Genomic DNA, 26,449 nt, shown 5'->3' on the forward strand with positions numbered 1-26,449 from the left:
TTGAGGCTTGAAGCACCAAAGAAGTGCAATATTGCAACACCTTTCCTCTTCCTCCTCCGCAATCTGCGCTGTGCTTCACATAACGAAGCGTGATGCAGCGCGCCTATGCTACTGACATTCCCCTTTTTTTATTTATGGCACAGCCTTTGCTTATATCCCTACGTGTCCGCGAAGACTCACTCAATTTCTTATCCGGAGGGGAACGTATGAAGCTGGTTACCGTGGTAATCAAACCATTTAAGCTGGAGGACGTGCGTGAAGCCTTATCCTCTATTGGCATTCAGGGACTGACCGTTACCGAGGTTAAAGGTTTTGGTCGCCAGAAAGGTCACGCAGAGCTTTATCGCGGTGCCGAGTACAGCGTTAACTTCCTGCCAAAAGTAAAAATTGATATCGCTATTGCGGACGACCAACTTGATGAAGTGGTCGATGTCATCAGCAAAGCCGCGTATACCGGCAAAATTGGCGACGGCAAGATTTTCGTCGCAGAACTGCAGCGCGTCATTCGTATTCGTACCGGCGAGACCGACGAAGCAGCACTGTAACTGGGGCTCTGAATTGTGATGGGATGGAAAGAAATGAATAAACTGATAACGAAGTTGGGCCTCACCAGCCTTGCGCTGTTACCTTCTCTGGCGATGGCGGCCGCCCCTGCAGTAGCGGATAAAGCCGATAACGCCTTTATGATGATCTGTACCGCCTTGGTACTGTTTATGTCGATTCCCGGCATTGCGCTGTTCTACGGCGGTTTGATTCGCGGCAAGAACGTGCTGTCGATGCTGACGCAGGTTGCGGTGACCTTCTCACTGGTTTGCGTGCTGTGGGTAATTTACGGCTACTCACTGGCGTTCAGTGAAGGCAACGCCTTCTTCGGTAGCTTCCAGTGGGCGATGCTGAAAAATATTGAGTTGAAAGCGCTGATGGGCAGCTTCTATCAGTACATTCACATCGCGTTCCAGGCTTCCTTCGCCTGTATCACCGTCGGCCTGATTGTTGGTGCGCTGGCTGAACGTATTCGCTTCTCTGCGGTATTGATCTTCGTGGTGGTGTGGCTGACGCTGGCTTATCTGCCAATCGCACACATGGTATGGGCTGGTGGCTTGCTGGCGCAAGACGGCGCGCTCGACTTCGCGGGCGGCACCGTGGTTCACATCAACGCCGCCGTTGCTGGCCTGGTGGGGGCTTACCTGGTGGGCAAACGTGCTGGTTTCGGCAAAGAAGCCTTCAAACCACACAACCTGCCGATGGTGTTCCTCGGTACCGCGATTCTGTATGTGGGCTGGTTCGGCTTCAACGCTGGTTCTGCTTCCTCAGCTAACGAAATCGCTGCGCTGGCGTTCCTGAATACCGTGGTGGCTACAGCGGGTGCGGTGCTGTCGTGGGTGTTTGGCGAGTGGGCGGTACGCGGTAAACCTTCTCTGCTTGGCGCCTGCTCTGGCTTCATCGCCGGTCTGGTGGCGATTACCCCAGCTTGTGGTTATGTGGGTGTCGGCGGCGCGCTGATTATCGGCCTGGCAGGTGGTTTAGCCGGTCTGTGGGGCGTAACAACCCTGAAGAAATGGCTGCGCGTTGATGACCCATGTGATGTGTTCGGTGTGCACGGCGTGTGTGGCATCCTTGGTTGTATCCTGACCGGCGTGTTCGCGTCCTCTTCACTGGGCGGCGTAGGCTACGCAGAAGGCGTGACCATGGGCCATCAGGTTTGGATTCAGCTATTCAGCGTGGGTGTGACCATCGTCTGGACTGCAGTTGTAGCCTTCATCGGCTTCAAACTGGCGGATATGATTGTTGGACTGCGTGTTCCGGAAGATCAGGAACGTGAAGGTCTGGATGTAAACAGCCACGGCGAGAACGCTTACAACCAGTAACCGCCGGGCTAAAGAAGAGCAGTGCGCTAAAATTATAAAAAAACAGAGGGGCGATTTTATCGCCCTTTTTTTATGCGTCGCGTTGGCGCATCACGCCTTCCTGCACCGTGGTCGCCACCAGTCGGCCATCCTGGGTATAAAACTCACCCCGCACAAAACCGCGCGCGCCCGAGGCGGAAGTGCTCACCACGCTGTACAGCAGCCATTCAGACAAGTCGAACGGACGATGGAACCACATTGAGTGATCGATGGTTGCAACCTGCATATCGGCTTCGAGGAAGCCTTTACCGTGCGGCTGCAGCGCCACCGGCAGGAAGTTGAGATCCGAGGCATAGCCCAGCAGGTATTGATGGATACGACGATCGGCCGGTAACTCGCCGTTGGCACGAATCCACACCTGACGCAGCGGCTCATCGACGTGGCCTTTCAGCGGGTTATGAATTTGCACCGGACGAATATCCAGCGGACGCTCGGCGAGGAATTTTTCTTTCAGCTTGAGTGGCAGATGCGCGGCCAGCTTCTTCGCCAAATCCTGTTCCGATGGCAGATTATCCGGGCCCGGCACCTGCGGCATTTCATTCTGATGCTCGAAGCCGCTTTCAGGTGCCTGGAACGAAGCCGTCATGTAGAAGATCGGCTGACCATTCTGTACCGCGCTAACGCGGCGTGCGCTGAAGCTTTTGCCGTCACGCAGCGTTTCGACATCATAAATGATGGCTTTTTGGCTATCGCCCGGACGTAGAAAGTAGCTGTGGAAGGAGTGAATGATGCGCTCTTCCGGCACCGTTTGTTTCGCGGCATACAGCGCCTGGCCGACTACCTGGCCACCAAACACCTGGCGCAAGCCCAGATCTTCGCTCTGACCACGAAACAGGCCTTCTTCCAGTTTTTCTAGATTTAATAAATTAAGCAGGTTGTGCAGTGCCTGGCTCATAGCGGATTCCTCAGCGTGACTTATCGCGTCAGTGTGAAAGATCCGACCAGTTTCCGTCAATGATTTTGCCGCGATTTCAGCGGGCTGGCGGAGGGTTTAGGCGCAATGCCGATATTTGTGCCAGAATTAAGGTCATTCGGCGGCTGAAAAGCTAAGCAATAAATTTACCGCCGACAATCATAGTGTTCATAAGGAGACGACATCGATGAAACTCTGGCAAGTTATTAGCGGTATGACCCTGGCTGCGGCGATTACCGGTTGTGCGGACCACAGCAAGCCGGTTGCCACACCTACACTCGGCTCAGCGGTAGCGGGGCAGCAGGCCGCGATTGCGCAGCCTAATGTCAGTGGTTCGGTGTATATCCGCCAGCGCATTGCGCTGCCGCCGGATTCTGTGCTGACCGTTACGCTATCAGATGCATCGCTGGCCGACGCGCCTTCAAAAGTGCTGTCGCAGCGCGTGGTGCGTACTGAAGGGAAACAGTCGCCGTTCCAGTTTGTCTTACCGTTTAATCCGGCTGACATCCAGCCGAACGCGCGCATTCTGTTGAGTGCGGCGATTTCGATTGATGGCAAGCTGGCATTTATCACCGATACGGTGAAACCGGTGATTAATCAGGGCGGGACAAAAGCCGAACTGCTGTTGGTGCCAGTGACTAACGTCGCGATGCAAACCCAGCCGGGAGCAGCAACAACAGTGCCTTCGACATCACCTACGCAGGTGACGCCATCTGCTTCGGTGCCGGCACCGACAAGTCTGTAATCTACCAAACGGCACAGGCCAAGCGCACAGGCCCGCTGCCGTGGAGTAAAGCGTCATACGCCATGGATGGCGTGTGCCGAGCGATCAGGGACGAGACAGCGCCTTTACGTAACGGCTGCAGGCCTGTGCGCGACATATCGCACCGCTAAATTTCCCACCGATATTTCTCTAACTCGATCTCCCCAGCATCGCTCACTTCAATTCCTTCCGCTTCCAGCGCATCGCGCTGACGAAACAAGTCGTCGCCCTGCAGTGAAATGCGGCCATGGCGATTGATAACGCGAAACCAGGGTAATTTACTGCCTTCCGGCAAACGGCGTAATACGCCACCCACCTGGCGTGCCGCGCGCGGCGAACCCGCTAATTGCGCAACATCCCCGTAAGTAGTGACCTTTCCTGGCGGAATGGCCGCGATGATCTGCCAGACGCGCTCAGAGAAATTGTGTTGGTCGCTCATATGCGCACCTATTTTTATCAGGAAAGGGCAAACTTTAGCATGCAGAAGGGTAGACATCAGCGCATTGCTGTGTGCTTGTGCAAGAAACCAACGGTTGTCGGGCCTGCGCTTGCAATTGCCGGGGGCATACTTGATAATGCCTGCGCTCTCGAAATGAGGGCTTGTCAATGGGGGCCCTGTTGGTTCTCCCGCAATGCTAACTTGTGAACTCGGTCAGATCCGGAAGGAAGCAGCCGCAGCAGGCGACGCGTGTGCCGGGATGTAGCTGGCAGGGCCCCCACCAATTTGTACCCGCCTCATACTCCACAGAATTTTACGCACAGAGAAATCTGGCAATCCTTTGCCGGTGATTCAATCCTTGATCAAAACGATGATGGTGCAGATCGGCTGTTAGGGGAAAAACTTAGCGGACGAACTTCCAGACAGAAACCGGTACTTTATCGTAAAGCTTATTCATTGTCAGTTCAGCCAGACGATGATCGGCTGCCGAATAGAATACCGCGAGTTCATTATCAGGTAATTCATACTTGTTTTTTTCGATAACCCGTTCAAGGGTATCGATTGAGCGACAGCGGCGCAGTCGCATCAAATAATCTGTTTTAGTTAAGGCTTGGTTGCTCATAAATAAACCGGTCTCAGTCTGGTGCTAAAAGGAATGGCTAGGTTGTTGGAGATAAGCGCACTCTTCGGCAAACAGATTAAATAAGCGTTTTGCTGAACGCTGCCACCGTTGTAGATCCTGAGTATTGATTCCATAGCTGCTGAACAGCATAAAGGTATCGTCAAGATATTCATCGATTTGCGTAATCAGGGCTTCATCTTCAACGTGCTTAATTTTGTAATTCATCGTGAAAGAAGCGATATGCTCAATCAAATCGTTGAGCTGTAAATTGCTTTCCGAAGTAGGATCATTAACCCAACCATGATGGCTGTCGGTCAATGTCGCCATACTTTCGTCGAACAGGTTCTCACACAGGTATTTAAGCTGGGCAATATCATGCCGTTTCGGTGAGTATTCGTCCATCTTTTTCCCCTCCATAGCTAGCACAGTTACCGCAGCGCGGCGAGATTAAGAAAAGCTACCAGGAAGCGATATCGAATAAAATTGAATTCAGCGACTCCTTAAATGTAATCCACAATCATTAGCTTTGCTCACCTCAATTACCAAATATTACAATTCATCGGCGGGAGAGGGGCGCTCATTGTCAATCACGTCAAACACCAGCGCGCCGGGCTTTACCTGAAACAACACTTCTTCACGACGCGTAAACGTTTCATTTAAATCCAGGCAAGGATTAAATAAATTCCAGCTGAAATCGTAAAGCATTTTAAATCGATTATTGTCGGTTGGTTGAATAGAAATAATCTGGAAGCTATCGGGAACTAATTGCGCGTTTTGAGAATACCACTGTAAATCACCGGCTAATGCCTCGGCTATTTTGAGAATATTCCCCTGGATAATTCTGACCAACTTTTCGCAATCGTCCTCATCCACAGCAATATCACAATGAATAATAGACGGCATTTTGTATCCAGTAAAAGAATGATGTTTCTATCATTGTGCTTATTGAGTGACATTGCAAGTCGCTAATAAACAGAAAGAGTAATCGTTGTGATGGGTTTCATAACACAATCATGGCGCAACGGCGAATTAGCGCGGCTATCTTCATGATCGATCAACTTTTGAAACACTTTTGCCTGGGCGCAATTGAGGATGAGTCGGGTATGATAATTGTTATGTTATAACATTATTGGTTGTTGAGTATGAATCACAGCGGTTTACTTCTTTCCCTTGGCGGCCGTTTGCTGGTTGCGCTGATGCTGATTGCCTTGCTAGCGCTGGCCTTAGATTGGGGCATGCAGAAATGATGCATTTCAACCGCTTACAAGCCGGTTATCAAGGCCGTGCGGTGACGCCGGTCGTTAACGGTGAGCTGGCAACAGGCAGCATGACGGCGCTGATTGGCGCTAACGGCACCGGCAAATCGACATTATTAAAAACCATTGCCGGCTTACTACCGCCAATTTCCGGCAACTGCGAATTGCACATCCCACGCAAAGCGCTGGGCTGGTTACCGCAACGCAGTGAACTTGAAACCCGCTTTCCTCTTACTGCCTATGAACTGGTGGCGATGGGCTGCTGGCCACGCTGCGGCTGGTTTGGTGGTATCAATCGCGCCTTGCGCCTGGAAATCGATGCCGCGCTGGATGCGGTACAAATGCGTGAGTTCGCCGATGCGCAGCCATCGACGTTATCTGGCGGGCAACTGCAGCGCGTGCTGTTCGCGCGCTTAATGCTGCAGCGCAGCCAGCTCTGGCTGCTGGATGAACCCTTCAACGGCATTGATAGCCAAACCGTCACCTTGCTGATGTCGATTCTCGAACAGCAGCAGCAGGCGGGCACCACATTATTAGTCGTGCTACACGATCGTCCGCTGGTGGCGCGCTATTTTAAGGATGTGTTATCGCTCGATGACGCTGATGCCGCACAAACGCCAAAGTTGCGTAGGGTGGCGTCGTGACATTACTCCAACCCTTTATCGAATTTGGTTTTATGCGCCGTGCGCTGGTGGCCTGCGTTGCATTAGCGATCAGCGCCACGCCGCTGGGCGTTTTCCTTTCCCTGCGCCGCATGAGTTTGGTCGGCGATGCCTTATCACATGCTGTGTTACCCGGCGCGGCGATTGGTTATCTGGTATCGGGATTATCGCTGGTGGCGATGGGTATCGGCGGCCTGATTGCCGGATTGGCGGTGGCGCTGCTCTCGGGAGCGGTCAGCCGTTATACGCATCTCAAAGAGGATGCCAGTTTTTCCGGCTTTTACCTCGGCTCTCTCGCACTCGGCGTCACACTGGTGTCGCTGCGCGGCTCCAGCGTCGATCTGCTGCACGTGTTATTTGGATCGCTGCTGGCGGTGGATAACGCGGCGATTCTGCTGGTTGGCGGCATTGCGGCTACGACCTTGCTGCTGCTGGCGGTGATCTTCCGTCCGCTGGTGATCGATGCCTTCGATCCCGATTTCCTGCGCGCTCAGGGCAAATGGAGCGCTCCGCTGGTGCACGGTCTGTTTTTGATGCTGGTGGTGCTCAATCTGGTGGCGGGCTTTCAGGTGCTGGGCACGCTGATGTCGGTGGGATTGATGATGTTGCCGGCCACCAGCGCACGCTTCTGGAGCCGCCACCTGGCTTACATGCTCGGCATCGCCATGCTGCTGGCGATCGTCTCAGCATTTATCGGCCTGATTCTTTCGTGGCATTTCTCGCTGCCGGCTGGACCGGCGGTGGTGCTCAGTGCTGCGGTGCTGTTTCTGCTTTCTGTTTTGACAGGACCATGTGGCGGCCTGTTGCGCCGTCGATAACCAAACCAATAAGGGGATAGGAATGAAAAAGTTACCGCTGAGTCTGGCGATTAGCGCCATGCTGGCAAGCCCGCTGTCGCTGGCGAAAAGCGTTGATGTTGTGGCGAGCTTTACCGTGCTGGCGGATATCGTTAAACAGGTTGGTGGCGATCACGTTAACGTGAAATCGCTGGTCGGGCCGAATGGCGATCCGCACACCTTCGAACCGACGCCGCAGGATAGCCAGGCGCTGTCGAAGGCGGATGTGGTATTCGTGAGCGGTTTGGGCATGGAAGGCTGGATGGATCGCCTGATCAGCGCGTCAGGCTATAAAGGCACCATCGTAGTGGCATCGAACGGTGTCAACACGCGTAAGATGGAAGAGGACGGCAAAAGCATCACCGATCCGCATGCGTGGAACAGCATGCAAAACGGTGTGATCTACGCCACTAATGTGATGAATGCGCTGATCAAAGCCGCTCCAGAAGATGCGGCGGATATTCGTAAAAGCGGTGAAAGTTACATTCAGCAGCTGCAGAAGCTGGATAGCTGGGCGAAAAATGCGTTTGCCGAAGTGCCGAAGAGCAAGCGTAAAGTGCTGACCAGCCATGATGCCTTTGGCTACTTTGGCCAACGTTATGGCGTCAGTTTCCTGGCGCCGGTGGGCTTCTCTACCGAAGCGGAAGCCAGCGCCAGCGACGTGGCCTCGATCATCCAACAACTGAAGGCCGAGCACATCAAAACCTACTTCATGGAGAATCAAACCGATCCGCGACTGGTAAAACAGATTGCCAGCGAAACCGGCGCGCAGCCGGGCGGGGAACTTTATCCTGAGGCGCTGTCGGAAGCGAATGGCCCAGCAGCGACCTATGTCGCCGCGTTCAAACACAATGTTGACGCCATTTTGCATAGCATGAAGTAAAAAAAAGGCCGGGGAGCATCCCGGCCAACTATCACGACACTTTCCTACCTTTTTTTCTTTCTTCCCTGAACCGCCTTAAAGCGCGGGTTAGTTTTGCAAATCACATAGATGCGACCTTTACGACGCACGACTTTGCAATCCTTATGGCGCGTCTTTGCAGAGCGCAATGAACTCAATACCTGCATCTGTTCTCTCCAGCGTTACTTGTTGCGCGACAGGAAGCTGCCGAAACGCTGGTTGAAGCGCGCGGTGCTGCCTTCTTTAGCAAAGTCTTTCTGCTTGCCGGTGTAGAACACGTGGGATTTTGACGAGACATCCAGCGTGACATATGGCAGCACTTCACCTTCATACTCAATGGTGCGCTCGGTTTTGATGGTGGAGCCGACTTTAAAGTATTCGTTGGCCGAGGTGTCGTGGAACACCACTGGGCGATAAAGAGGATGGATATTCGGTTTCATAGTAACCTCGCTATGTAATGTTATACTATAACAATAGTATGAGCCCGAACATGGCTGATTGCAACCGTGAAAAACGCAGGGATTTTGGTGGGGCAGGGGAACAGCAATAAAAAAGGCCGCATCAGCGGCCTTTTAGGGAAGAGTAAAACTTAGTGTTTGTGCTCAACCGGATGACCGTGTTCCAGGTCACCTTTGTTCTTACTGAAGCGGCGACGTACCACCACGAAGAACACCGGAACGAAGAAGATAGCCAGCGCGGTCGCTGTTACCATCCCGCCCATTACGCCGGTACCTACCGCATTTTGTGCGCCAGAACCCGCACCGGTGCTGATCGCCAGCGGCATTACGCCGAGGATAAAGGCGAGTGAGGTCATCAGAATCGGACGCAGACGCATACGGGATGCTTCCAGCGTGGATTCCACCAACCCTTTACCTTCCTTCTCCATCAAATCCTTGGCGAATTCGACAATCAGGATGGCGTTCTTCGCCGACAATCCTATGGTAGTCAACAAGCCCACCACAAAGTAGACGTCGTTACTTAAGCCGCGCAGCGTGGTGAAGATCAGTGCGCCGACAACACCCAGCGGTACCACCAACATGACCGAGAACGGAATCGACCAGCTCTCATACAGCGCGGCCAGACACAGGAACACCACAATCAGTGAGATAGCATACAGCGCCGGAGCCTGGTTACCTGACAAGCGTTCCTGATAGGACATGCCGGTCCAGTCGTAACCAATACCCGCCGGCAGTTTTCCTGCCAACTCTTCCATCAGGTTCATGGCATCACCGGAGCTCTTGCCTGGCGCAGCCTGGCCCAGAATCTCCATCGATGGCAAGCCGTTGTAACGTTCCAGACGCGGTGAACCGTACTGCCACTTCGCCGAAGAGAAGGCGGAGAACGGTACCATGGTGCCGCCGCTGTTGCGCACGTACCATTTACTGATATCGTCCGGCAACATACGTGAATCGGCCTTGCCCATAACGTACACCTTCTTCACGCGACCGCGGTCGATGAAGTCGTTGACGTAAGAACCGCCCCATGCTGAAGCCAGCGTGGTATTGATGTCAGACAGCGACACACCCAGCGCCTGCGCTTTCTCTTGGTCGATGATCAGTTTGTACTGCGGCGTATCTTCCATGCCGTTTGGACGCACACCTACCAGCGTATCCGAATGCTGGGCGATCATGCCAAACAGCTGGTTACGCGCGGCGGTCAGCTTCTCGTGACCCAGGTTACCCTGATCGGTCAGCATGAAGTCGAAGCCGGTGGCGTTACCCAGTTCGATAATTGCTGGCAGGTTGAACGGGAACACCATCGCATCTTTGATTTGACCGAGCGCCTGCATGGCACGACCGGCAATCGCAGGCACTTTCAGGTTGGCATCGCCACGCTCATCCCACGGCTTGAGGCTGACGAACGCAATACCGGTGTTCTGTCCACGACCGGCGAAGCCGAAGCCGTTAACGGTAAACACGGAATTAACGCTGTCTTTCTCTTTGGTCAGGAAGTAATCCGTCACCTGATCCAATACTTTCTGGGTACGTTCCTGGGTAGCACCGGCTGGCAATTGCGCCTGCGCCAGTAACAAACCCTGATCCTCTTCCGGCAGGAATGAGGTAGGCAGTTTCAGGAACAGGTACGCCATGCCGACCACGATCACCAGATAAATCAGCAGGTAACGGCCGGTGCTGCGAATGATATGACCGACACTATCAACGTAGTGGTTGGTGCTCTTATCAAACAGGCGGTTAAACCAGCCGAAGAAACCGGTGGTTTTGCCGTGAGCGCCTTTCTCCACCGGCTTCAGCATGGTGGCACAAAGCGCAGGCGTCAGGATCAACGCCACCAGCACCGACAGCGCCATCGCCGAAACAATGGTGATGGAGAACTGGCGATAAATGACGCCGGTTGAACCACCGAAGAACGCCATTGGAATAAATACCGCTGACAGCACCAAGGCAATACCGACCAATGCGCCCTGAATCTGCTCCATCGAACGTTTGGTCGCTTCTTTCGGCGGTAAGCCTTCTTCCGCCATTACACGTTCGACGTTCTCTACCACCACGATGGCGTCGTCCACCAGCAGGCCAATGGCGAGCACCATCCCGAACATCGTCAGGGTGTTTATCGAGTAGCCAAAGGCACTGATGATCGCAAAGGTTCCGAGCAACACAACAGGAACGGCGATGGTTGGAATCAGCGTCGCACGGAAGTTTTGCAGGAACAGATACATCACCAGGAACACCAGCACGATTGCTTCGAACAGCGTTTTCACCACTTCGAAAATCGAAATTTTCACGAACGGTGTGGTGTCGTACGGATAAACCGTTTTCATGCCTGCCGGGAAGAACGGCTCCAGTTTCGCCAGTTCTGCTTTCACCGCATCGGCGGTGTCCAGTGCATTAGCGCCGGTGGCCAGTTTGATACCGATACCGGAAGCCGGTTTGCCGTTATAACGCGCGATGATCTCGTAGTTTTCACCACCGAGTTCAATCTTCGCCACGTCACGCAGACGTACCTGCGAACCATCCTGATTCACCTTCAGCAGAATATTGCCGAACTCATCTGTCGATGTCAGACGGGTTTGCGCAATGATCGAGGCATTCAGCTGTTGGCCCGGTACAGGTGGCGTACCGCCCAACTGACCCGCGGCGATCTGGGTGTTCTGGACTTTCAGCGCGTTGATCACATCCACTGGTGTCAGTGAATAGTTGTTCAGCTTGTGTGGGTCCAGCCAGATGCGCATCGCATACTGCGCACCAAACACCTGAGTATCACCGACGCCCGGCATACGACTGACCGGATCTTTGATGTTTGAAGCAACATAGTCAGAAATATCATTCTGCGTCATGGTGCCATCATCACTGACAAAACCCGCCACCATCAGGAAGCTGCTAGAGGATTTCTTAACCTGAATACCCTGTTGCTGTACTTCCTGTGGCAGTAACGGCGTGGCCAGCTGCAGTTTGTTCTGCACCTGAACCTGCGCGATATCGGCATCAGTACCGGATTGGAAGGTCAGCGTCAGCGTCAATGTACCCGACGAGTCACTGCTCGAGGACATATACATCAGTCCATCGATACCGTTCATGTTTTGCTCGATGACCTGCGTCACCGAATCTTGCAGCGTTTTCGCATCAGCACCCGGATAGGTGGCCTGGATTTCAACCGCCGGCGGTGCAACATTGGGATATTGCTCAATCGGCAGGCTGATAATCGATAGCACACCAGCCAACATGATGATGATGGCGAGCACCCACGCAAAAATGGGGCGATCAATAAAGAACTTAGCCATGTATCAGTGGCTCCTGTTATGACGATGATTTAGCAGACGGTGATTCTGGTGCAGCTTTGGCATCATCGGAGACTTCTTTTGGCGTCACCTGCGCACCCGGTTTGGCACGCTGGATACCGGTGGTGATCACCCGATCGCCTTCTTTTAGACCTTCCGTCACCAGCCATTTGTCGCCAAATGCCTGATTAGCGGTGATGTTACGGGATTCCACTTTATTATCTGCGCCAACCACCATTGCGGTTGCCTGACCGGTTGGGGTGCGTGTTACGCCCTGTTGCGGCACCAGCAGTGCGGTGGGATTGGTGCCCTCATCCAGACGCGCACGAACAAACATGCCTGGCAGCAGGCGATTGTCCGGGTTCGGGAAGATGGCGCGCAGCGTGATCGAGCCGGTGGTTTCATCCACGCTCACATCAGAGAATTCCAATGTGCCTGTCTGCGGGTATGCGTTACCGTTTTGCATCAGCAGGGTGACGTTGGCCTTACCGTCGTTCTGTTTCAGCTGACCGGATTCCAGCTCCGCGCGCAGACGCAGGAAATCATCACTGGATTGGGTCACATCTACATACATAGGATCGAGCTGTTGCACGGTCGCCAGGGCAGTGGTTTGCCCGTTGGAAACCAGCGCACCTTCGGTTACCGACGATTTACCAATACGGCCGCTGATGGGTGACGTTACTTTGGTATACGCCAGATTGATGCGCGCAGTTTCGACGTTGGCACGCGCAGCCTGGGCAGCAGCAGCAGTCTGGGCTGCGGTGCCTGCGGCGGTGTCATAGTCCTGCTGACTGATGTACTTAGTACCCAGCAGCGGCTTATAGCGAGTAATGGTTAACTGCGCAACACGCGCATTGGCTTCAGCCTGGGCGAGATCCGCTTTAGCGCTGTCGTAGGCCGCCTGATAGGTGGCGGGATCAATCTGATACAGCGACTGACCGGCTTTTACATCACTACCTTCAACAAAATTACGCTTGAGGATAATTCCTGACACCTGAGGGCGAACTTCCGCAACGCGGAAAGCCGAGGTACGGCCCGGCAGCTCGGTGGTAATTTTCAAGGGTTCGTTTTTTAACGTTACAACACCCACTTCTGGGGGCTGCTGCTGGGCGGCTTGCTGGGATTTATTATCATCACATCCTGTTAACACAAAGCTGCCTGATAGCATCAGGACGGCCGCCAGAGGCGCTAATCCTCTGTTTTTATTCATAAATAAACCTCTAGTGTCCGATATCAAATGATCAATGGATCACAAACCGATAAACCCATTGCTGCGTTAAAACACGGGTCATGCTATGGTACATACATTCACAAATGTATGTAAACTTACAAGTTTGTAAAAAAAGCCCAGCATGGCACGAAAAACCAAAGCGCAAGCTCTTGAAACACGGCATCAAATTCTTGACGCCGCATTAGCACACTTTTCCGAACATGGTGTGGCCGCCACGTCTCTGGCGGATATCGCAACAGCGGCCGGCGTCACGCGCGGGGCTATCTACTGGCACTTCAAAAATAAAGCCGATCTCTTACAGGAAATCTGGCTGCGTTGTGACGCTGGGCTGGACGATGTGGAACTTGAGTATCAGACAAAATACCCGGGCGATCCACTTTCTGTTGTTCGTTCTATGTTGATCTATATCCTTGACGCCACAGCAAAGGATCCGCAAAGACGCGCATTAATGGAGATTATCTTTCACAAATGTGAGTTTGTTGGCGAAATGTCGACGTTACAGGATATGCAGCAGAGCTTACTGCAAGCGTGTTACGATCGAATTGAAACTGTACTACGTCTTTGTATTGATGCCAGCCAATTGCCTGCGAACCTGAATACGCGTCAGGCGGCGCTACTGATGCGCGGCTACATCAATGGCATGATGGAAAGCTGGCTGTTTAACCCGCAAAGTTTTGATTTAGCAGCCGATGCGCCTCAGCTGGTGGATGCGTTTCTTGATATGTTGCGCCTGAGTCCAACGCTGCTTAGTCGGCCTTGATTTCCGCCGCTTGTTTCTGCTCATAATCTCGCTGAACAATCGCCAACGCAGCCAGCACGGTGGCGGTAGGGACATTATTCTCTTCAAGCAGTTGAATCAGATCGACGGCAAGTTTGATGTCGTCGGGTGCGCTGTCCAGTGACATTTTTTCTCCTAAATACGTAATTTCGCCGCGACCAGCAGCATTAATAGTGCGCCCAGCAGTGCGCTAGCGAAACCGGCTGGATGCAGGGCGGCCAGATCGCCGGTGGTGAAGTAGGTGGCGATATAGCCGCCAATTAGCGCGCCAATCACCGCCAGCACCAACGTCGGCACAAATCCTCCCGGACGACCGGGAAAAATCACCCGTTTGAGCCAGCCTGCCGCTAAACCGATCACAATCCATAATACCAGCGTCATGATTTTACTCCTTTTTCTCACCGCAATGAGTATAGAGGAAAAAGCGCCGCGTTCAGCGCGGCATAGGCGGCAACTCCAGTTTGTAGATAGCGGCGCGGCAGCGTGCCAAACGTTCTTGCAGCTGATCGACTTCACGAATTAACTGCTGCTGAACGCTCAGCGTTTCAGCGCGCGCCAGATGCTGCTCGCGCTGCGCAATCATCGCCAGTAAGCGTTTTTCGTAGCCTTGATACTCTTCACGCTTGGCCTGGCGTGCATCGACACGTGGCCGCTCGCGCTTGACGCGCAGCTGCTGGCTCTGGCATTCGCGCTGTAATGCGGCAATTTGATCCAGCACTTTCTCCGCCAGCCATTGACGGCGCGCCACATCAGTGTCAGCAGCGGTTAACTGCGTCACATTGCCTTCCAGTTCGCGCAGATAATCCGCCAGACGCGTGCCGCTGGTGCGAAACAGGTGAGAATCAAAACGGGGCTGACGACAGGCACCATCCGGCTGCTGCGCAATCTGCTGGCGCAGTAACTCTAACATGGCATGGAGACGTTGCTGGGCGGGCGGTTGGGGCATCACTCTGTTTCCGACTGTGTTAACGTAACGCTGTTTTTGACTTATTCAGGCATCAGGCATGCAGCGCATTTTACTACTGAGCCTTGGCTGGCTGGCGATTGTGCTAGGTACGCTGGGCATTGTATTACCTTTATTACCAACGACGCCATTTGTGTTGCTGGCGGCCTGGTGTTTTGCCCGCTCGTCGCCGCGTTTCCATCATTGGTTGCTGTGGAAGTCGCCGTTTGGTCGCTTTATTCGCCACTGGCAGCAGCATCGTGCCATGCCGCCCGGCGCCAAAGGGCGCGCCATGTTGCTGATTGTGATTACCTTTTCGGTGTCCCTTTATTTAGTAAACCTGCTGTGGGTGCGCATCCTGTTAGGCGCGATGCTGTGCCTGCTGCTGCTTTTTATGTGGCGCATTCCGGTTGTAACCGAGGATGCCAACCCGCCACAACAGTAGCGTGAGGGTTGCATTTAGCCGGGTATTTGCATAGATTTGGGCATCTTCGTGCGTGGCTTCCCTTATAAACGACTTCGCTTAACCCGGTTTCCGGGGTTTGGCGCTAGAGAAGCTGCGCGTATTAGATATTTTCTCCAGGCGTAACATTTATGACCGCAACTGCGCAGCAGCTTGAACTCATCAAAAACAGCATTAAAAGCATTCCTGACTATCCGAAGCCGGGCATTCTGTTCCGTGACGTGACCAGTCTGATGGAAGATCCGCAGGCGTATGCCGCGTCGATCGCCATTCTGGTGGAGCGTTATCGTAACAAAGGCATCACCAAGGTGGTGGGAACGGAAGCGCGTGGCTTCCTGTTTGGCGCACCGGTGGCGCTGGGTTTGGGCGTGGGTTTTGTGCCGGTGCGTAAGCCGGGCAAACTGCCGCGTGAAACTTTCAGCGAAAGCTACGAGCTGGAGTACGGCACCGATGCGCTGGAACTGCACAAAGATGCCATCAAACCAGGCGATGTGGTGCTGGTGGTGGACGATCTGCTGGCGACTGGCGGCACGCTGGAAGCAACGGTGAAACTGATCCGCCGCGCCGGTGGAGAAGTGAAAGACGCCGCATTTGTGATTAATTTGTTTGACCTGACCGGCGAAGCCCGCCTGACTGCCATGGGCGTCGAGTGCTTCAGCCTGGTGAATTTCCCCGGCCACTAAGGCCTGCGCGCTCCGCTGCACGGCGGGGCGCCACCTCTGCAAAGTTAGTGGTTGCTGATCCGCTGGTGGCTGTTAAACTACTGCCAAAATAAACAGGGTTTGCGAAGCTGCATTTTCTCCCTTCTCCCTAAATTCCAGTGATTGAATCCACATGAGCTATCAGGTACTTGCGCGAAAATGGCGTCCCCAGGCCTTCGCTGACGTAGTCGGTCAGGAACATGTGCTGACTGCGCTGGCCAACGGGTTGTCACTGGGACGAATCCATCATGCTTATCTCTTTTCTGGCACACGCGGCGTCGGGAAAACCTCGATCGCCCGTCTGCTGGCGAAGGGGCTTAACTGTGAAACCGGCATCACGTCAACGCCGTGCGGGCAATGCGATAACTGCCGCGAAATCGAGCAGGGCCGTTTTGTCGATCTGATTGAGATCGATGCCGCATCACGCACCAAAGTTGAAGATACGCGCGATCTGCTCGATAACGTGCAGTACGCGCCGGCGCGCGGTCGCTTCAAGGTCTATCTGATCGATGAAGTGCACATGCTGTCGCGTCACAGCTTCAACGCGCTGCTGAAAACGCTGGAAGAGCCGCCATCGCACGTTAAATTCCTGCTGGCGACCACCGATCCGCAGAAGCTGCCTGTGACGATTTTGTCCCGCTGCCTGCAATTCCATCTCAAAGCGCTGGACGTGGAGCAAATCCAGCAGCAGCTGGCGCATGTGTTGCAGCAGGAGCAGATTGCTGCCGAACCGCGTGCGCTGCATCTGCTGGCACGCGCCGCTGACGGCAGCATGCGCGATGCGCTGAGCCTGACCGACCAGGCGATTGCCATGGGGCAGGGCAGCGTAACGCGTGACACCGTGGCACAAATGCTTGGCACGCTCGACGATGAACAGCCGCTGGCGCTGATTGAAGCGCTGGTGGATGGCCAGGGCGAACAGGTGATGGCGCTGCTGAATCAGGCCGCGTCGCGTGGGGTTGAGTGGGAAGCGCTGCTGGTTGAGATGCTGCGCTTACTGCACCGCATTGCGATGGTGCAACTGTTGCCAGGCTCGCTCAGCGAGGATGATCTCAGCCAGGCCGATCGCCTGCGCGAGTTAGCCCGCGTCTTGCCACCGGCTGACGTGCAGCTCTATTACCAAACGTTGTTGATGGGACGTAAAGATCTGCCGCTGGCACCGGATCGGCGCTTAGGCGTAGAGATGACGCTGCTGCGGGCGCTGGCGTTCCATCCGCAGGCAACGATTGCGGAGCCGGTGGCGCGTCCCACCTTGACGCCACAAGCTGCGCCGCAGGTTGCTGCGCCACAAGCTGCAGCGAAAGCCGCGCCCGCACCGGCTGCGCAGCCGCAGATGGCACCGCCGAACCCTGACGCGCCGCCGGTGTCGGATGATTATCCAGACATGCAGCCCGCGCCCGATCCGTTACCTGACTCCACCAGCCAGTTGTTACAGGCGCGAACGCAGTTGCTGCGTCAGGGAGCCGGCAAAGCAAAAAAGAGTGAGCCGGCAGCGCGTTCCGCGCGGCCGGCGAATCCGGCGCTGGAACGTCTCGCTAGCGTCACTGAACGTGTGCAACAACGTGCGTCCGAACCCACGGTAAAAGCCCCGGCCAAACCGGAAGCTTATCGCTGGAAAACGCAGCTGCCGGTGGAGGTTAAAGCGGAGCCGGTGGCGACGCCAAAAGCCTTGCGTTCGGCACTGGAGCATGAGAAAACCCCTGAGCTGGCGCTGCGTCTGGCGGAAGAAGCCCAGCAGCGCGATGCGTGGGCTGCTGAAATCGCCGCGCTGACGCTACCGAAACTGGTGCAGCAAGTGGCGCTCAATGCGTGGAAAGAGGCGGGCGAAGCCGGCGTTACGCTGCATCTGCGCAGCAGTCAGCGCCATCTGAATTCAGCTTCTGCCAGGCAGGCGCTGGCGGAAGCGCTGAGTCAGTCTGCCGGTCAGCCGGTTGAATTGACGATTATTGAAGACGATAATCCTACGGTATTGACGCCACTGGAGTGGCGCCAGGCCATTTATGAAGAGAAGCTGTCGCAGGCGCGACAGTCGATCGAAAGCGATACCCATATTCAGACATTGCGTCGATTCTTCGATGCCGATTTGGATGAAGAGAGTATTCGACCGGTGTGAACATGCTGCCGCGCGTCAACTGCGCGCAGCCCCAGCAGAGAGAGAAAACTATGTTTGGTAAAGGCGGATTGGGCAACCTGATGAAACAGGCCCAGCAGATGCAAGACAAAATGGCCAAAGTGCAGGAAGAGATCGCCGCGATCGAAGTGACCGGTGAATCAGGCGCTGGCTTGGTTAAAGTAACCATCAACGGTGCGCACAACTGCCGTCGTGTTGAAGTCGATCCTAGCTTGCTGGAAGATGACAAAGACATGCTGGAAGATCTGATCGCCGCGGCCTTCAACGATGCGGCACGCCGTATTGACGAAACGCAGAAAGAGAAGATGGCTGCGGTCTCTTCAGGTATGCAGCTGCCGCCTGGCTTCAAGATGCCGTTCTGATGCAAACCAGTCCACTGCTTGAATCTTTGATGGAGTCGTTGCGCTGCCTGCCGGGCGTTGGCCCGAAGTCGGCGCAGCGTATGGCTTTTCAGCTGTTGCAGCGCGATCGTAGCGGTGGCATGCGTCTGGCGCAGGCATTGACCCGCGCCATGTCGGAAATCGGTCACTGCGCCGATTGCCGTACCTTCACCGAACAGGAAATCTGCACCATCTGCGCCAATCCGCGTCGTCAGCAAAACGGCCAGATTTGTGTGGTGGAGAGCCCGGCAGATATCCACGCCATTGAGCAGACCGGCCAGTTTGGCGGCCGCTACTTTGTGCTGATGGGGCACTTGTCACCGCTGGATGGCATTGGTCCACAGGATATCGGCCTGGATCGGCTGGAGCAGCGTCTCGAGCGCGAAACCTTAACCGAAGTGATCCTCGCCACCAATCCCACGGTGGAAGGGGAAGCCACGGCCAACTACATCGCCGAGCTGTGCGGACAATATGGCGTTGATGCCAGCCGCATTGCACACGGTGTGCCGGTCGGTGGTGAGCTGGAAATGGTCGATGGCACCACGCTGTCGCACTCGCTCGCCGGACGCCACAAGATTAATTTCTAATCACTTGCCGATGTCTTCACAGACATCGGCTTGAAATCCTCTCCTTCATCCCCATTTCTCTCTCAACGTATCATCAACCCCGATTCAGTTGAGGTAGCAATGACCATGAAAGGACAAGAGACGCGTGGCTTCCAGTCAGAGGTAAAACAACTTCTGCACCTGATGATCCATTCACTCTATTCAAATAAAGAGATTTTCCTGCGCGAGCTGATTTCCAACGCTTCAGATGCCGCCGACAAACTGCGCTTCCGCGCGCTGTCGACGCCCGATCTGTATGAAGGCGACGGCGACCTGCGCGTACGTATCTCGGTCAATCCGGAAAATCGCACGCTGACGCTCAGCGATAACGGCATCGGTATGCGCCGTGATGAGGTGATTGAGAACCTCGGCACCATCGCTAAATCCGGCACCAAATCCTTCCTCGAATCCATGGGCTCCGACCAGGCGAAAGACAGCCAGCTGATCGGCCAGTTCGGCGTGGGCTTCTACTCTGCGTTCATTGTGGCGGATAAAGTCACCGTGCGCACCCGCGCCGCCGGCGCGAAAGCCGATGAAGCGGTGTTCTGGGAATCTGCTGGCGAAGGCGAATATACGCTGGCAGAGATTGAGAAAGCCGATCGCGGTACCGAAATTACGCTGCACTTCCGTGAAGGCGAAGATGATTTCCTCGATGCGTGGCGCGTGCGTAACGTGATCAGCAAATACTCCGATCACATCGCGCTGCCGGTTGAGATTGAAAGCAAAGACGAAGAGAGCGACACCACCACCTGGGAAAAGATCAACAAAGCCCAGGCGCTGTGGACGCGCAACAAGTCTGAGATCAGCGACGACGAGTACAACGAGTTCTACAAACACATCGCCCACGATTTCAGCGATCCGGCGATCTGGAGCCATAACCGCGTGGAAGGTAAGCAGGAATACACCAGCCTGCTGTATATCCCGGCGCGTGCGCCGTTCGACATGTGGAACCGCGACAGCAAGCACGGCCTGAAACTCTACGTACAGCGCGTGTTCATCATGGACGATGCCGAGCAGTTCATGCCGAACTACCTGCGCTTCGTGCGTGGTTTGATAGATTCCAACGATCTGCCGCTCAACGTTTCGCGTGAAATCCTGCAGGACAGCCGTGTGACCCAGAGCCTGCGTGGCGCGCTGACCAAGCGTAGCCTGCAGATGTTAGAGAAGCTGGCGAAAGACGACGCGGAAAAATATCAGCAGTTCTGGAAAGAGTTCGGTCTGGTACTGAAAGAAGGTCCAGCCGAAGACAACGCTAACCAGCAACAGATTGCCAAACTGCTGCGCTTTGCCACCAGCCAGAGCGAAAGCGCTGAGCAGACCGTTTCGCTCGACGATTACGTGACGCGCATGGTGGAAGGTCAGGACAAGATTTACTACATCACCGCCGACAGCTATGCCGCAGCGAAGAGCAGCCCGCATCTGGAACTGTTCCGCAAGAAAGGCATCGAGGTGCTGCTGCTCTCCGATCGTATCGACGAATGGATGATGAGCTACCTCACCGAGTTCGACGGCAAAACCTTCCAGTCAGTCAGCAAAGCGGATGATTCGCTGAGCAAACTGGCCGATGAAGAGACCGAAGAGCAGAAAGAAGCGGAGAAGGCGCTGGAGCCGTTTGTTGAGCGCGTGAAAACGCTGCTGGGCGAGCGTGTGAAAGAGGTGCGTCTGACGCATCGTCTCACCGACACGCCAGCGATCGTCACCACCGATGCTAACGAAATGACCACGCAGATGGCGAAGCTGTTTGCCGCGGCCGGTCAGGACGTGCCGGACGTGAAGTACATTTTCGAGATCAATCCGGATCATACGCTGGTGAAACGCGTGGCTGATACCCAGGACGAGACGCGCTTTGCCGAGTGGGTTGAGCTGCTGCTGGATCAGGCGCTGCTCGCCGAGCGCGGTACGCTTGACGATCCAAACCAGTTTATCCGTCGCATGAACCAGTTGCTGACGGCGTAATCGCACCAAACCCGAAAGGTCGTCATTCATGGCGACCTTTTTTATATCTGCTGTTAAATCTGCGCCTGATCCCGCAACCAATCGCGAAACAACGTAATCTCTGCATCGTGCTGACGCGAAGTCTTGGTCATCATTAACGTGGCGCGATCGACGCGCACAAAGCCCAGCGGTGCGATCAGGGTGCCGTCACTCAACTCCTGACGCACCAGCAAGCGTGGCGCCATAATCACGCCCAATCCGTTTCTCGCCGCCTGAATGGCTAACGTCAAATTATCGAAATGCTTGCCGATCCAGTAATTGCCGCGTACGCCGCTGGTTTTCGCCCATTCGGCCCACGCATGCAGCCGCGTATCGGCGTGCAGCAGCGGCAGCGCGGCGAGATCCTGCTCGCTTTGAAAGCGGGCGGCAAACTGCGGGGCGCACAGCGGACCGATGTAATCATCGCTGATCAAGGTGGCATCAATATCGTCATCCGGCGACTGCTCGGCGCTGAGAATCAGCACATCGGTGTGCTCGCTGCGCAACTGGTCAATCTCCACCAGCGGCTGAAACTGCACTTCAATATCGGGATAGCGCTGATAGAAGCTGGCGATGCGCGGAATCAGCCATTGCGAGAGAAAGCTGGGCGCGCAGGAGACGCTGATATGATGGCGCATGCCGGTACGAATGCTTTCGCAGGTGGTGGAGAGCTCGCTAAAGGCTTTCTGACAACTCACCAGCAAACGTTCACCGTGTGAGGTTAATTTGACGCGTCCATTGGTACGCACAAACAGCGGCTTCCCCATCCAGCTCTCCAGCTGTCGAACCTGATGGCTAATGGCGCTATGGGTGACATGCAGACGTTCGGCCGCTACGCTAAAACTGCTGAACAGTGCCGCCTGGTGGAAATAGTGCAGTGCACGTAACGATGGAAGCACGGTCATACTCGTCCCCTGTGTAAAAACCTAACAGGGATTGTCAGTTTATATCATTTTAATGTCCAGCCGCATTGGCCTAACCTTTCCACCAGATTCTGGCAGGTTGACGGCTACGGCTCTCTGTGTTTTACGCCGACTATCACCGCAGGTTTCACCTCCCACACACAGCATAATAACCAGAGACATACCACGCGATGGCTCCACAACTTGCTTCTGCCAGGGCGGCGGCGGCGCGCGATAAGCTTCGCGGCTCGCTTTCCCGTTATTACCGGCTTGAAAATTTCGATCTCTTCTTCGCTCCCTCTTTGCATATCTCGCGAGTGCTGCTTTCCCAGCTGTTTCTCCGTCAGGAGCAATCACGTAATCACACGCGCTATGCCTCGCACTATCCGGTTAGCGAACTGAGCGTGCTGCCCACTTTGCCGATGACTGCGGGCAACATTGCGCTGGTGGATCATGTTGATATGCAGCAAGGTCGCGTGCGTGCGTTGAGCGAATGTCAAAGCCACGGCGTCACCGATGCATCGGAGTCGTTTGCCACGCAGCTACACAAACGGCTGGTAAGCGATGCGCGACTGTTTGTCGCCCGCCTTGATCGCCATTCGGCGTTATGCGGCGATCTGGTGTTAATCGCATTGCGCACCGCCGATTTCAGCACATTGGTGCGCAGCGAGCTGCGGCTGTTTGAGCAAGGATTAGCGCTCGGTGGCGCGCCAGAACAGGCGCTGGCAATGATGAAGGAGAGCGAATGGCGTCCGTACAATATTGCGATGGTGGAAAAAATCGCGTTCGACTCGCCATTCATCCTGCACTCCATTCAGCAACCGGGATTACCCTTTGCGCTTTTTCCGCTGCCGAACGGCCTCAATGCCAGTGAATTGCCGCAGGATATTCAGGTGCTGCCCGAACAGGCGCAATTACGCTTGTGCGCCGACGTGCGCGGCGGGGTCAACAAACAGCTGAACGTCACACCCGCACTGAAAAAACGCCTCAAAGACGTGCTCATGCTTAGCCGCGATTCCTAAAAACGGGCACTCTGCTGGTATTTGCTGACAAAGCAGGTCAAAGTAGACCTTTCGTGGCGAGCGCGCCCGTTTCCTTGTGGTGCGCGGGCCATAATGGTATGTTCTTCGCCTTCTCAGATTGAACAATGCGATTCGCAAGGGGAATTACGCAATGCGTATTATTCTGCTCGGAGCTCCGGGCGCAGGTAAAGGCACTCAGGCTCAATTCATCATGGAGAAATACGGTATTCCGCAAATCTCCACCGGTGACATGTTACGTGCGGCAGTCAAAGCAGGTACGGAACTGGGCCAACAGGCAAAAGCGATCATGGATGCCGGTAAACTGGTGACTGACGAGCTGGTGATTGCGCTGGTTAAAGAGCGTATCGCGCAGGAAGACTGCAAAAACGGTTTCCTGCTCGATGGCTTCCCACGCACTATCCCGCAGGCTGACGCGATGAAAGAAGCGGGCATCAAGGTTGACTACGTGCTGGAGTTCGCTGTACCGGACGAGCTGATTGTGGATCGTATTGTTGGCCGCCGCGTACATACGCCATCGGGCCGCGTTTATCACGTCACTTACAATCCACCGAAAGTGGAAGGTAAAGATGACCTGACCGGCGAAGAGCTGACCACGCGTAAAGATGACCAGGAAGAGACCGTGCGTAAGCGTCTGGTGGAATACCATCAACTGACTGCGCCGCTGATTGCCTACTACGGCAAAGAAGCGCAAGACGGCAACACCGAATATCACAAAATCGACGGCACACGTCCTGTCGCCGAAGTGAGCACGCAATTGGCCACGATTCTCGGTTAATGCGTTGAGGGGCCGGTTGTCCGGCCCTTTTGCAGCAATTGCTTTCCCCTCCTTCAATTTCCGCTACAATTTCCCCCTGATTTTGCATTCGACCCATTCGTTTCGACATCAAGGAAATACCATGAGGCAAGAAAAGCCCGGGGTTTTGCTGGTTAACTTAGGCACACCAGACGCACCCACAACACCTGCGGTTAAACGCTATCTGAAACAATTCCTCGGCGATCCACGAGTGGTTGATACACCGCGCTTACTGTGGTGGCCGATTCTCAATTTCATCATCGTGCCTTTCCGTTCGCCACGCGTATCGAAACTGTATGCTTCCGTATGGATGGATGAAGGATCACCGCTGATGGTGTTCAGCAAGCGTCAGCGTGAAGCATTGGCGCAGCGCCTTGATATGCCGGTTGAACTCGGTATGAGCTACGGCCAGCCAAGCCTCGACAGCGCGCTGAAGCGCTTGCTGGATCAGGGCGTGACCAAACTCATCGTGCTGCCGCTCTATCCGCAGTTCTCCTGCTCGACGGTTGCCGCAGTATGGGATGGCTTAGCCACCAGCTTTAAACCACTGCGCTCGCTGCCAGAAGTGGCGTTTATCCGTGATTACGCGGAGCATCCGGCTTACATCGCCGCGCTGAAAGCCTCGGTTGAGCGCTCGTTTGCGCTGCATGGCGAACCGGATCTGCTGGTGCTGTCCTATCACGGCATTCCGCAGCGTTTCGCCAATGAAGGCGATGATTATCCGCTGCGTTGCAAAGACACCACCGATGCGCTGGCCGCGGCGTTGGGCATTGCGCCACACAAAATCATGATGACCTTCCAGTCGCGCTTTGGTCGCGAGCCGTGGCTGACGCCGTACACCGATGAAACCATGAAAGGTTTGCCGGCCAAAGGCATCAAGCATGTGCAGGTGATGAGTCCGGGCTTTGCGGCGGATTGCCTTGAAACGCTGGAGGAGATCAGCGGTGAGAACTGCGAGATCTTCCTGCATGCCGGCGGCGAAAAGTTCGAGTACATTCCTGCGCTCAACGCCGATGCGGAGCACATTGAAATGATGGTGCAGCTGGTCAACGCGCGTCGTTAAGGGTGTGGCAGAGAGTGTGATATCATTCTCTGCCTGATTTTCCCTGACGGCACTCTCGATGAAATTTCCCGGCAAACGCAAATCCAAACACTATTTCCCCGTCAACGCGCGCGATCCGCTGCTGCAAGCCTCGCAGCAAGAGCAGGAAGAGGGCAGTTGGGTGGTGGGTATCGACCAGACGCTGGTGGATATTGAAGCCAAAGTCGACGACGACTTTCTGCAGCGTTACGGTTTAAGCGCCGGTCACTCGCTGGTGATCGACGATGCTACCGCCGAGGCGCTCTACAACGAACTGATGCGCGAAGCGCTCATCAGCCATCAATTTGCCGGTGGCACCATCGGAAATACCCTGCATAACTATTCGGTGCTGGCAGATGACCGCTCGGTGCTGCTCGGCGTGATGTGCAATAACATCCAGATCGGCGGCTACGCCTATCGCTACCTGTGCAACACCTCCAGCCGCATGGATCTTAACTTCCTGCAGGGCGTCGATGGCGCGATTGGCCGCTGCTTTACGCTGATTGGCGAGCAGGGCGAGCGTACCTTTGCCATCAGTCCCGGCTTGATGAACCAGCTGCAGGCCAACAGCATTCCGGAAGAGGTCATTGCAGGCGCGTCGGCGCTGGTGCTGACTTCCTATCTGGTGCGCTGCCAGCCGGGCGAACCGATGCCGGAAGCCACTTTACGCGCCATCGACTACGCCAAAAAACACAACGTGCCGGTGGTATTGACGCTCGGCACCAAATACGTGATTCAGGATAATCCGCAGTTCTGGCGCGATTTCCTGCGCGATCACGTCTCAATTGTGGCGATGAACGAAGAAGAGGCTTTTGCGCTGACCGGCGAGCAGGATCCGCTACTGGCGTCGAATATGGCGCTGGATTGGGTGGATTTGGTGCTGTGTACCGCTGGGCCAACCGGTTTGTACATGGCCGGTTTCACTGAAGAAGAGTACAAGCGCAAAACCAACCATCCGCTGCTGCCGGGCGCGCTGGCTGAGTTCAACCAATATGAATTTAGCCGCGCGATGCGCCACAAGGATTGCGATCAGCCGCTGCGCATCTTCTCGCATATCGCGCCATATATGGGCGGCCCAGAGAAGATCATGAACACCAACGGCGCGGGCGATGGTGCGCTGGCGGCGCTGCTGCACGACATCACCGCTAACAACTTCCACCGCCAAAAAGTGCCGAACTCCAGCAAACACGGCCGCGCCTACCTGACCTATTCGTCGCTGGCACAGGTGTGTAAATACGCGAACCGGGTAAGTTATCAGGTGCTGAACCAGCATTCACCGCGCCTGACGCGCGGCCTGCCGGAGCGGGAAGACAGTTTAGAAGAGTCATATTGGGACAGATAAAACGCAAGGTCGCCGTTAATGGCGACCTTGCTAAAGACCGCACTCAC

30 protein-coding genes, 1 other RNA gene and 1 other annotated feature are annotated in these 26,449 nt (G+C 55.0%); of the genes, 18 read left to right on the forward strand and 13 right to left on the reverse strand.

Going from position 1 to position 26,449, the window contains the following annotated elements:
• Positions 1 to 206: 206 nt before the first annotated feature.
• Both glnK and amtB read left to right on the forward strand, forming a co-directional pair.
• The gene (gene glnK, locus P6287_RS05010) at positions 207 to 545 is read left to right on the forward strand and encodes a P-II family nitrogen regulator (protein WP_007886947.1); all 339 of its coding nucleotides are present in this window, start codon (positions 207 to 209) and stop codon (positions 543 to 545) included.
• 33 nt (positions 546 to 578) lie between these two features.
• Positions 579 to 1,868, forward strand: a complete 1,290-nt coding sequence (amtB, locus tag P6287_RS05015) for an ammonium transporter AmtB (protein ID WP_101762414.1) — start codon at positions 579 to 581, stop codon at positions 1,866 to 1,868.
• A 70-nt stretch (positions 1,869 to 1,938) separates the two neighbouring features.
• Here amtB and tesB read toward each other — a convergent pair whose 3' ends face one another.
• Positions 1,939 to 2,802, reverse strand: coding sequence for an acyl-CoA thioesterase II (gene tesB / locus P6287_RS05020; protein ID WP_101762413.1), 864 nt, complete (start codon positions 2,800 to 2,802; stop codon positions 1,939 to 1,941).
• A gap of 205 nt (positions 2,803 to 3,007) precedes the next feature.
• Here tesB and P6287_RS05025 point away from each other — a divergent pair, with 205 nt between their 5' ends.
• Positions 3,008 to 3,565 carry a YbaY family lipoprotein gene (locus P6287_RS05025; RefSeq protein ID WP_110867736.1) on the forward strand — a complete coding sequence of 186 codons (558 nt, stop codon included), beginning with the start codon at positions 3,008 to 3,010 and terminating at the stop codon, positions 3,563 to 3,565.
• A gap of 145 nt (positions 3,566 to 3,710) precedes the next feature.
• Here the strand turns inward: P6287_RS05025 and P6287_RS05030 are convergent, their stop codons facing one another.
• Positions 3,711 to 4,022: an MGMT family protein gene (locus P6287_RS05030; protein WP_101762411.1), complete on the reverse strand. Its 312-nt coding sequence runs from the start codon at positions 4,020 to 4,022 to the stop codon at positions 3,711 to 3,713.
• 177 nt (positions 4,023 to 4,199) lie between these two features.
• Here P6287_RS05030 and ffs point away from each other — a divergent pair.
• Positions 4,200 to 4,296: signal recognition particle sRNA small type (gene ffs, locus P6287_RS05035), an RNA gene on the forward strand.
• Between the two features lie 129 nt (positions 4,297 to 4,425).
• Here the strand turns inward: ffs and P6287_RS05040 are convergent.
• The 3 genes from P6287_RS05040 to P6287_RS05050 form a co-directional block, all read right to left on the reverse strand.
• Complete coding sequence (locus P6287_RS05040) at positions 4,426 to 4,644, reverse strand: HHA domain-containing protein (protein ID WP_007886938.1); 219 nt, start codon at positions 4,642 to 4,644, stop codon at positions 4,426 to 4,428.
• Between the two features lie 24 nt (positions 4,645 to 4,668).
• Complete coding sequence (gene tomB, locus P6287_RS05045) at positions 4,669 to 5,046, reverse strand: Hha toxicity modulator TomB (protein WP_007886936.1); 378 nt, start codon at positions 5,044 to 5,046, stop codon at positions 4,669 to 4,671.
• 147 nt (positions 5,047 to 5,193) lie between these two features.
• Complete coding sequence (locus P6287_RS05050) at positions 5,194 to 5,547, reverse strand: hypothetical protein (RefSeq protein ID WP_101762410.1); 354 nt, start codon at positions 5,545 to 5,547, stop codon at positions 5,194 to 5,196.
• Between the two features lie 340 nt (positions 5,548 to 5,887).
• Between P6287_RS05050 and P6287_RS05055 the strand changes: the two genes are divergently transcribed.
• The 3 genes from P6287_RS05055 to P6287_RS05065 are packed head-to-tail and all read left to right on the forward strand — an operon-like array spanning position 5,888 to position 8,281.
• Entirely contained in the window at positions 5,888 to 6,544 is a 657-nt protein-coding gene (locus P6287_RS05055) for an ABC transporter ATP-binding protein (RefSeq protein WP_277974599.1), read from the forward strand.
• Positions 6,541 to 7,380, forward strand: a complete 840-nt coding sequence (locus tag P6287_RS05060; protein ID WP_101762408.1) for a metal ABC transporter permease — start codon at positions 6,541 to 6,543, stop codon at positions 7,378 to 7,380. The genes P6287_RS05055 and P6287_RS05060 overlap by 4 nt, the downstream gene beginning before the upstream one ends.
• A 22-nt stretch (positions 7,381 to 7,402) precedes the next feature.
• Positions 7,403 to 8,281 carry a metal ABC transporter substrate-binding protein gene (locus P6287_RS05065; protein ID WP_277974600.1) on the forward strand — a complete coding sequence of 293 codons (879 nt, stop codon included), beginning with the start codon at positions 7,403 to 7,405 and terminating at the stop codon, positions 8,279 to 8,281.
• A 44-nt stretch (positions 8,282 to 8,325) separates the two neighbouring features.
• Here the strand turns inward: P6287_RS05065 and ykgO are convergent, their stop codons facing one another.
• From ykgO to P6287_RS05085, 4 genes are all read right to left on the reverse strand, one after another.
• A complete protein-coding gene (gene ykgO, locus P6287_RS05070; RefSeq protein ID WP_008103894.1) occupies positions 8,326 to 8,466 on the reverse strand; it encodes a type B 50S ribosomal protein L36 in 141 nt (46 codons plus the stop codon).
• Between the two features lie 15 nt (positions 8,467 to 8,481).
• The gene (locus tag P6287_RS05075) at positions 8,482 to 8,739 is read right to left on the reverse strand and encodes a type B 50S ribosomal protein L31 (protein WP_101762406.1); all 258 of its coding nucleotides are present in this window, start codon (positions 8,737 to 8,739) and stop codon (positions 8,482 to 8,484) included.
• Between the two features lie 149 nt (positions 8,740 to 8,888).
• On the reverse strand, positions 8,889 to 12,038 hold the full coding sequence (locus P6287_RS05080; RefSeq protein WP_101762405.1) for a multidrug efflux RND transporter permease subunit AcrB: 3,150 nt from the start codon (positions 12,036 to 12,038) through the stop codon (positions 8,889 to 8,891).
• Positions 12,039 to 12,054: 16 nt separating this feature from the next.
• On the reverse strand, positions 12,055 to 13,245 hold the full coding sequence (locus P6287_RS05085; RefSeq protein WP_101762404.1) for an efflux RND transporter periplasmic adaptor subunit: 1,191 nt from the start codon (positions 13,243 to 13,245) through the stop codon (positions 12,055 to 12,057).
• 142 nt (positions 13,246 to 13,387) lie between these two features.
• On the opposite strand from P6287_RS05085, the gene acrR reads away from it, so the two are divergent.
• Positions 13,388 to 14,026: a multidrug efflux transporter transcriptional repressor AcrR gene (gene acrR, locus P6287_RS05090; protein ID WP_110867732.1), complete on the forward strand. Its 639-nt coding sequence runs from the start codon at positions 13,388 to 13,390 to the stop codon at positions 14,024 to 14,026.
• On the opposite strand, the gene rsmS is transcribed toward acrR, so the two are convergent.
• From rsmS to P6287_RS05105, 3 genes are read right to left on the reverse strand one after another with little or no spacing between them, the layout of a single operon-like run.
• Entirely contained in the window at positions 14,013 to 14,171 is a 159-nt protein-coding gene (gene rsmS, locus P6287_RS05095; protein WP_101762402.1) for a pleiotropic regulatory protein RsmS, read from the reverse strand. The two genes, acrR and rsmS, sit on opposite strands and share 14 nt — an antisense overlap.
• Before the next feature lie 8 nt (positions 14,172 to 14,179).
• Complete coding sequence (locus P6287_RS05100) at positions 14,180 to 14,425, reverse strand: hypothetical protein (RefSeq protein WP_101762401.1); 246 nt, start codon at positions 14,423 to 14,425, stop codon at positions 14,180 to 14,182.
• Between the two features lie 52 nt (positions 14,426 to 14,477).
• Entirely contained in the window at positions 14,478 to 14,990 is a 513-nt protein-coding gene (locus P6287_RS05105; protein ID WP_101762400.1) for a primosomal replication protein, read from the reverse strand.
• Positions 14,991 to 15,048: 58 nt separating this feature from the next.
• On the opposite strand from P6287_RS05105, the gene P6287_RS05110 reads away from it, so the two are divergent.
• The 6 genes from P6287_RS05110 to htpG all read left to right on the forward strand — a co-directional run bounded on the left by P6287_RS05110 (position 15,049) and on the right by htpG (position 21,223).
• Positions 15,049 to 15,432 (forward strand): DUF454 family protein, encoded by a 384-nt coding sequence (locus P6287_RS05110; RefSeq protein WP_101762399.1) that lies wholly within the window; start codon positions 15,049 to 15,051, stop codon positions 15,430 to 15,432.
• Positions 15,433 to 15,581: 149 nt separating this feature from the next.
• Entirely contained in the window at positions 15,582 to 16,133 is a 552-nt protein-coding gene (gene apt / locus P6287_RS05115) for an adenine phosphoribosyltransferase (RefSeq protein ID WP_008103878.1), read from the forward strand.
• A 151-nt stretch (positions 16,134 to 16,284) separates the two neighbouring features.
• Positions 16,285 to 18,264, forward strand: a complete 1,980-nt coding sequence (dnaX, locus tag P6287_RS05120; RefSeq protein WP_277974601.1) for a DNA polymerase III subunit gamma/tau — start codon at positions 16,285 to 16,287, stop codon at positions 18,262 to 18,264.
• Positions 17,606 to 17,667: a sequence feature (DnaX frameshifting element), on the forward strand. (Overlaps the previous gene by 62 nt.)
• A gap of 50 nt (positions 18,265 to 18,314) precedes the next feature.
• Positions 18,315 to 18,644 carry a YbaB/EbfC family nucleoid-associated protein gene (locus P6287_RS05125; protein WP_008103874.1) on the forward strand — a complete coding sequence of 110 codons (330 nt, stop codon included), beginning with the start codon at positions 18,315 to 18,317 and terminating at the stop codon, positions 18,642 to 18,644.
• Positions 18,644 to 19,249: a recombination mediator RecR gene (gene recR, locus P6287_RS05130; protein WP_008103873.1), complete on the forward strand. Its 606-nt coding sequence runs from the start codon at positions 18,644 to 18,646 to the stop codon at positions 19,247 to 19,249. The genes P6287_RS05125 and recR overlap by 1 nt, the downstream gene beginning before the upstream one ends.
• Before the next feature lie 99 nt (positions 19,250 to 19,348).
• Positions 19,349 to 21,223 carry a molecular chaperone HtpG gene (gene htpG, locus P6287_RS05135; RefSeq protein ID WP_101762396.1) on the forward strand — a complete coding sequence of 625 codons (1,875 nt, stop codon included), beginning with the start codon at positions 19,349 to 19,351 and terminating at the stop codon, positions 21,221 to 21,223.
• Positions 21,224 to 21,276: 53 nt separating this feature from the next.
• Here htpG and P6287_RS05140 read toward each other — a convergent pair whose 3' ends face one another.
• Entirely contained in the window at positions 21,277 to 22,146 is an 870-nt protein-coding gene (locus P6287_RS05140) for a LysR substrate-binding domain-containing protein (protein ID WP_222181566.1), read from the reverse strand.
• 188 nt (positions 22,147 to 22,334) lie between these two features.
• On the opposite strand from P6287_RS05140, the gene P6287_RS05145 reads away from it, so the two are divergent.
• From P6287_RS05145 to P6287_RS05160, 4 genes are all read left to right on the forward strand, one after another.
• Complete coding sequence (locus tag P6287_RS05145; protein ID WP_192414058.1) at positions 22,335 to 23,165, forward strand: DUF6024 family protein; 831 nt, start codon at positions 22,335 to 22,337, stop codon at positions 23,163 to 23,165.
• Positions 23,166 to 23,316: 151 nt separating this feature from the next.
• Entirely contained in the window at positions 23,317 to 23,961 is a 645-nt protein-coding gene (gene adk, locus P6287_RS05150) for an adenylate kinase (RefSeq protein WP_008103865.1), read from the forward strand.
• Between the two features lie 121 nt (positions 23,962 to 24,082).
• Positions 24,083 to 25,042 (forward strand): ferrochelatase, encoded by a 960-nt coding sequence (gene hemH / locus P6287_RS05155; protein ID WP_192414060.1) that lies wholly within the window; start codon positions 24,083 to 24,085, stop codon positions 25,040 to 25,042.
• Positions 25,043 to 25,100: 58 nt separating this feature from the next.
• Positions 25,101 to 26,402 carry an inosine/guanosine kinase gene (locus P6287_RS05160; protein WP_277974602.1) on the forward strand — a complete coding sequence of 434 codons (1,302 nt, stop codon included), beginning with the start codon at positions 25,101 to 25,103 and terminating at the stop codon, positions 26,400 to 26,402.
• Positions 26,403 to 26,449: the final 47 nt, after the last annotated feature.

The organism is Pantoea sp. X85, assembly GCF_029623675.1.
Classification (GTDB): domain Bacteria; phylum Pseudomonadota; class Gammaproteobacteria; order Enterobacterales; family Enterobacteriaceae; genus Pantoea; species Pantoea leporis.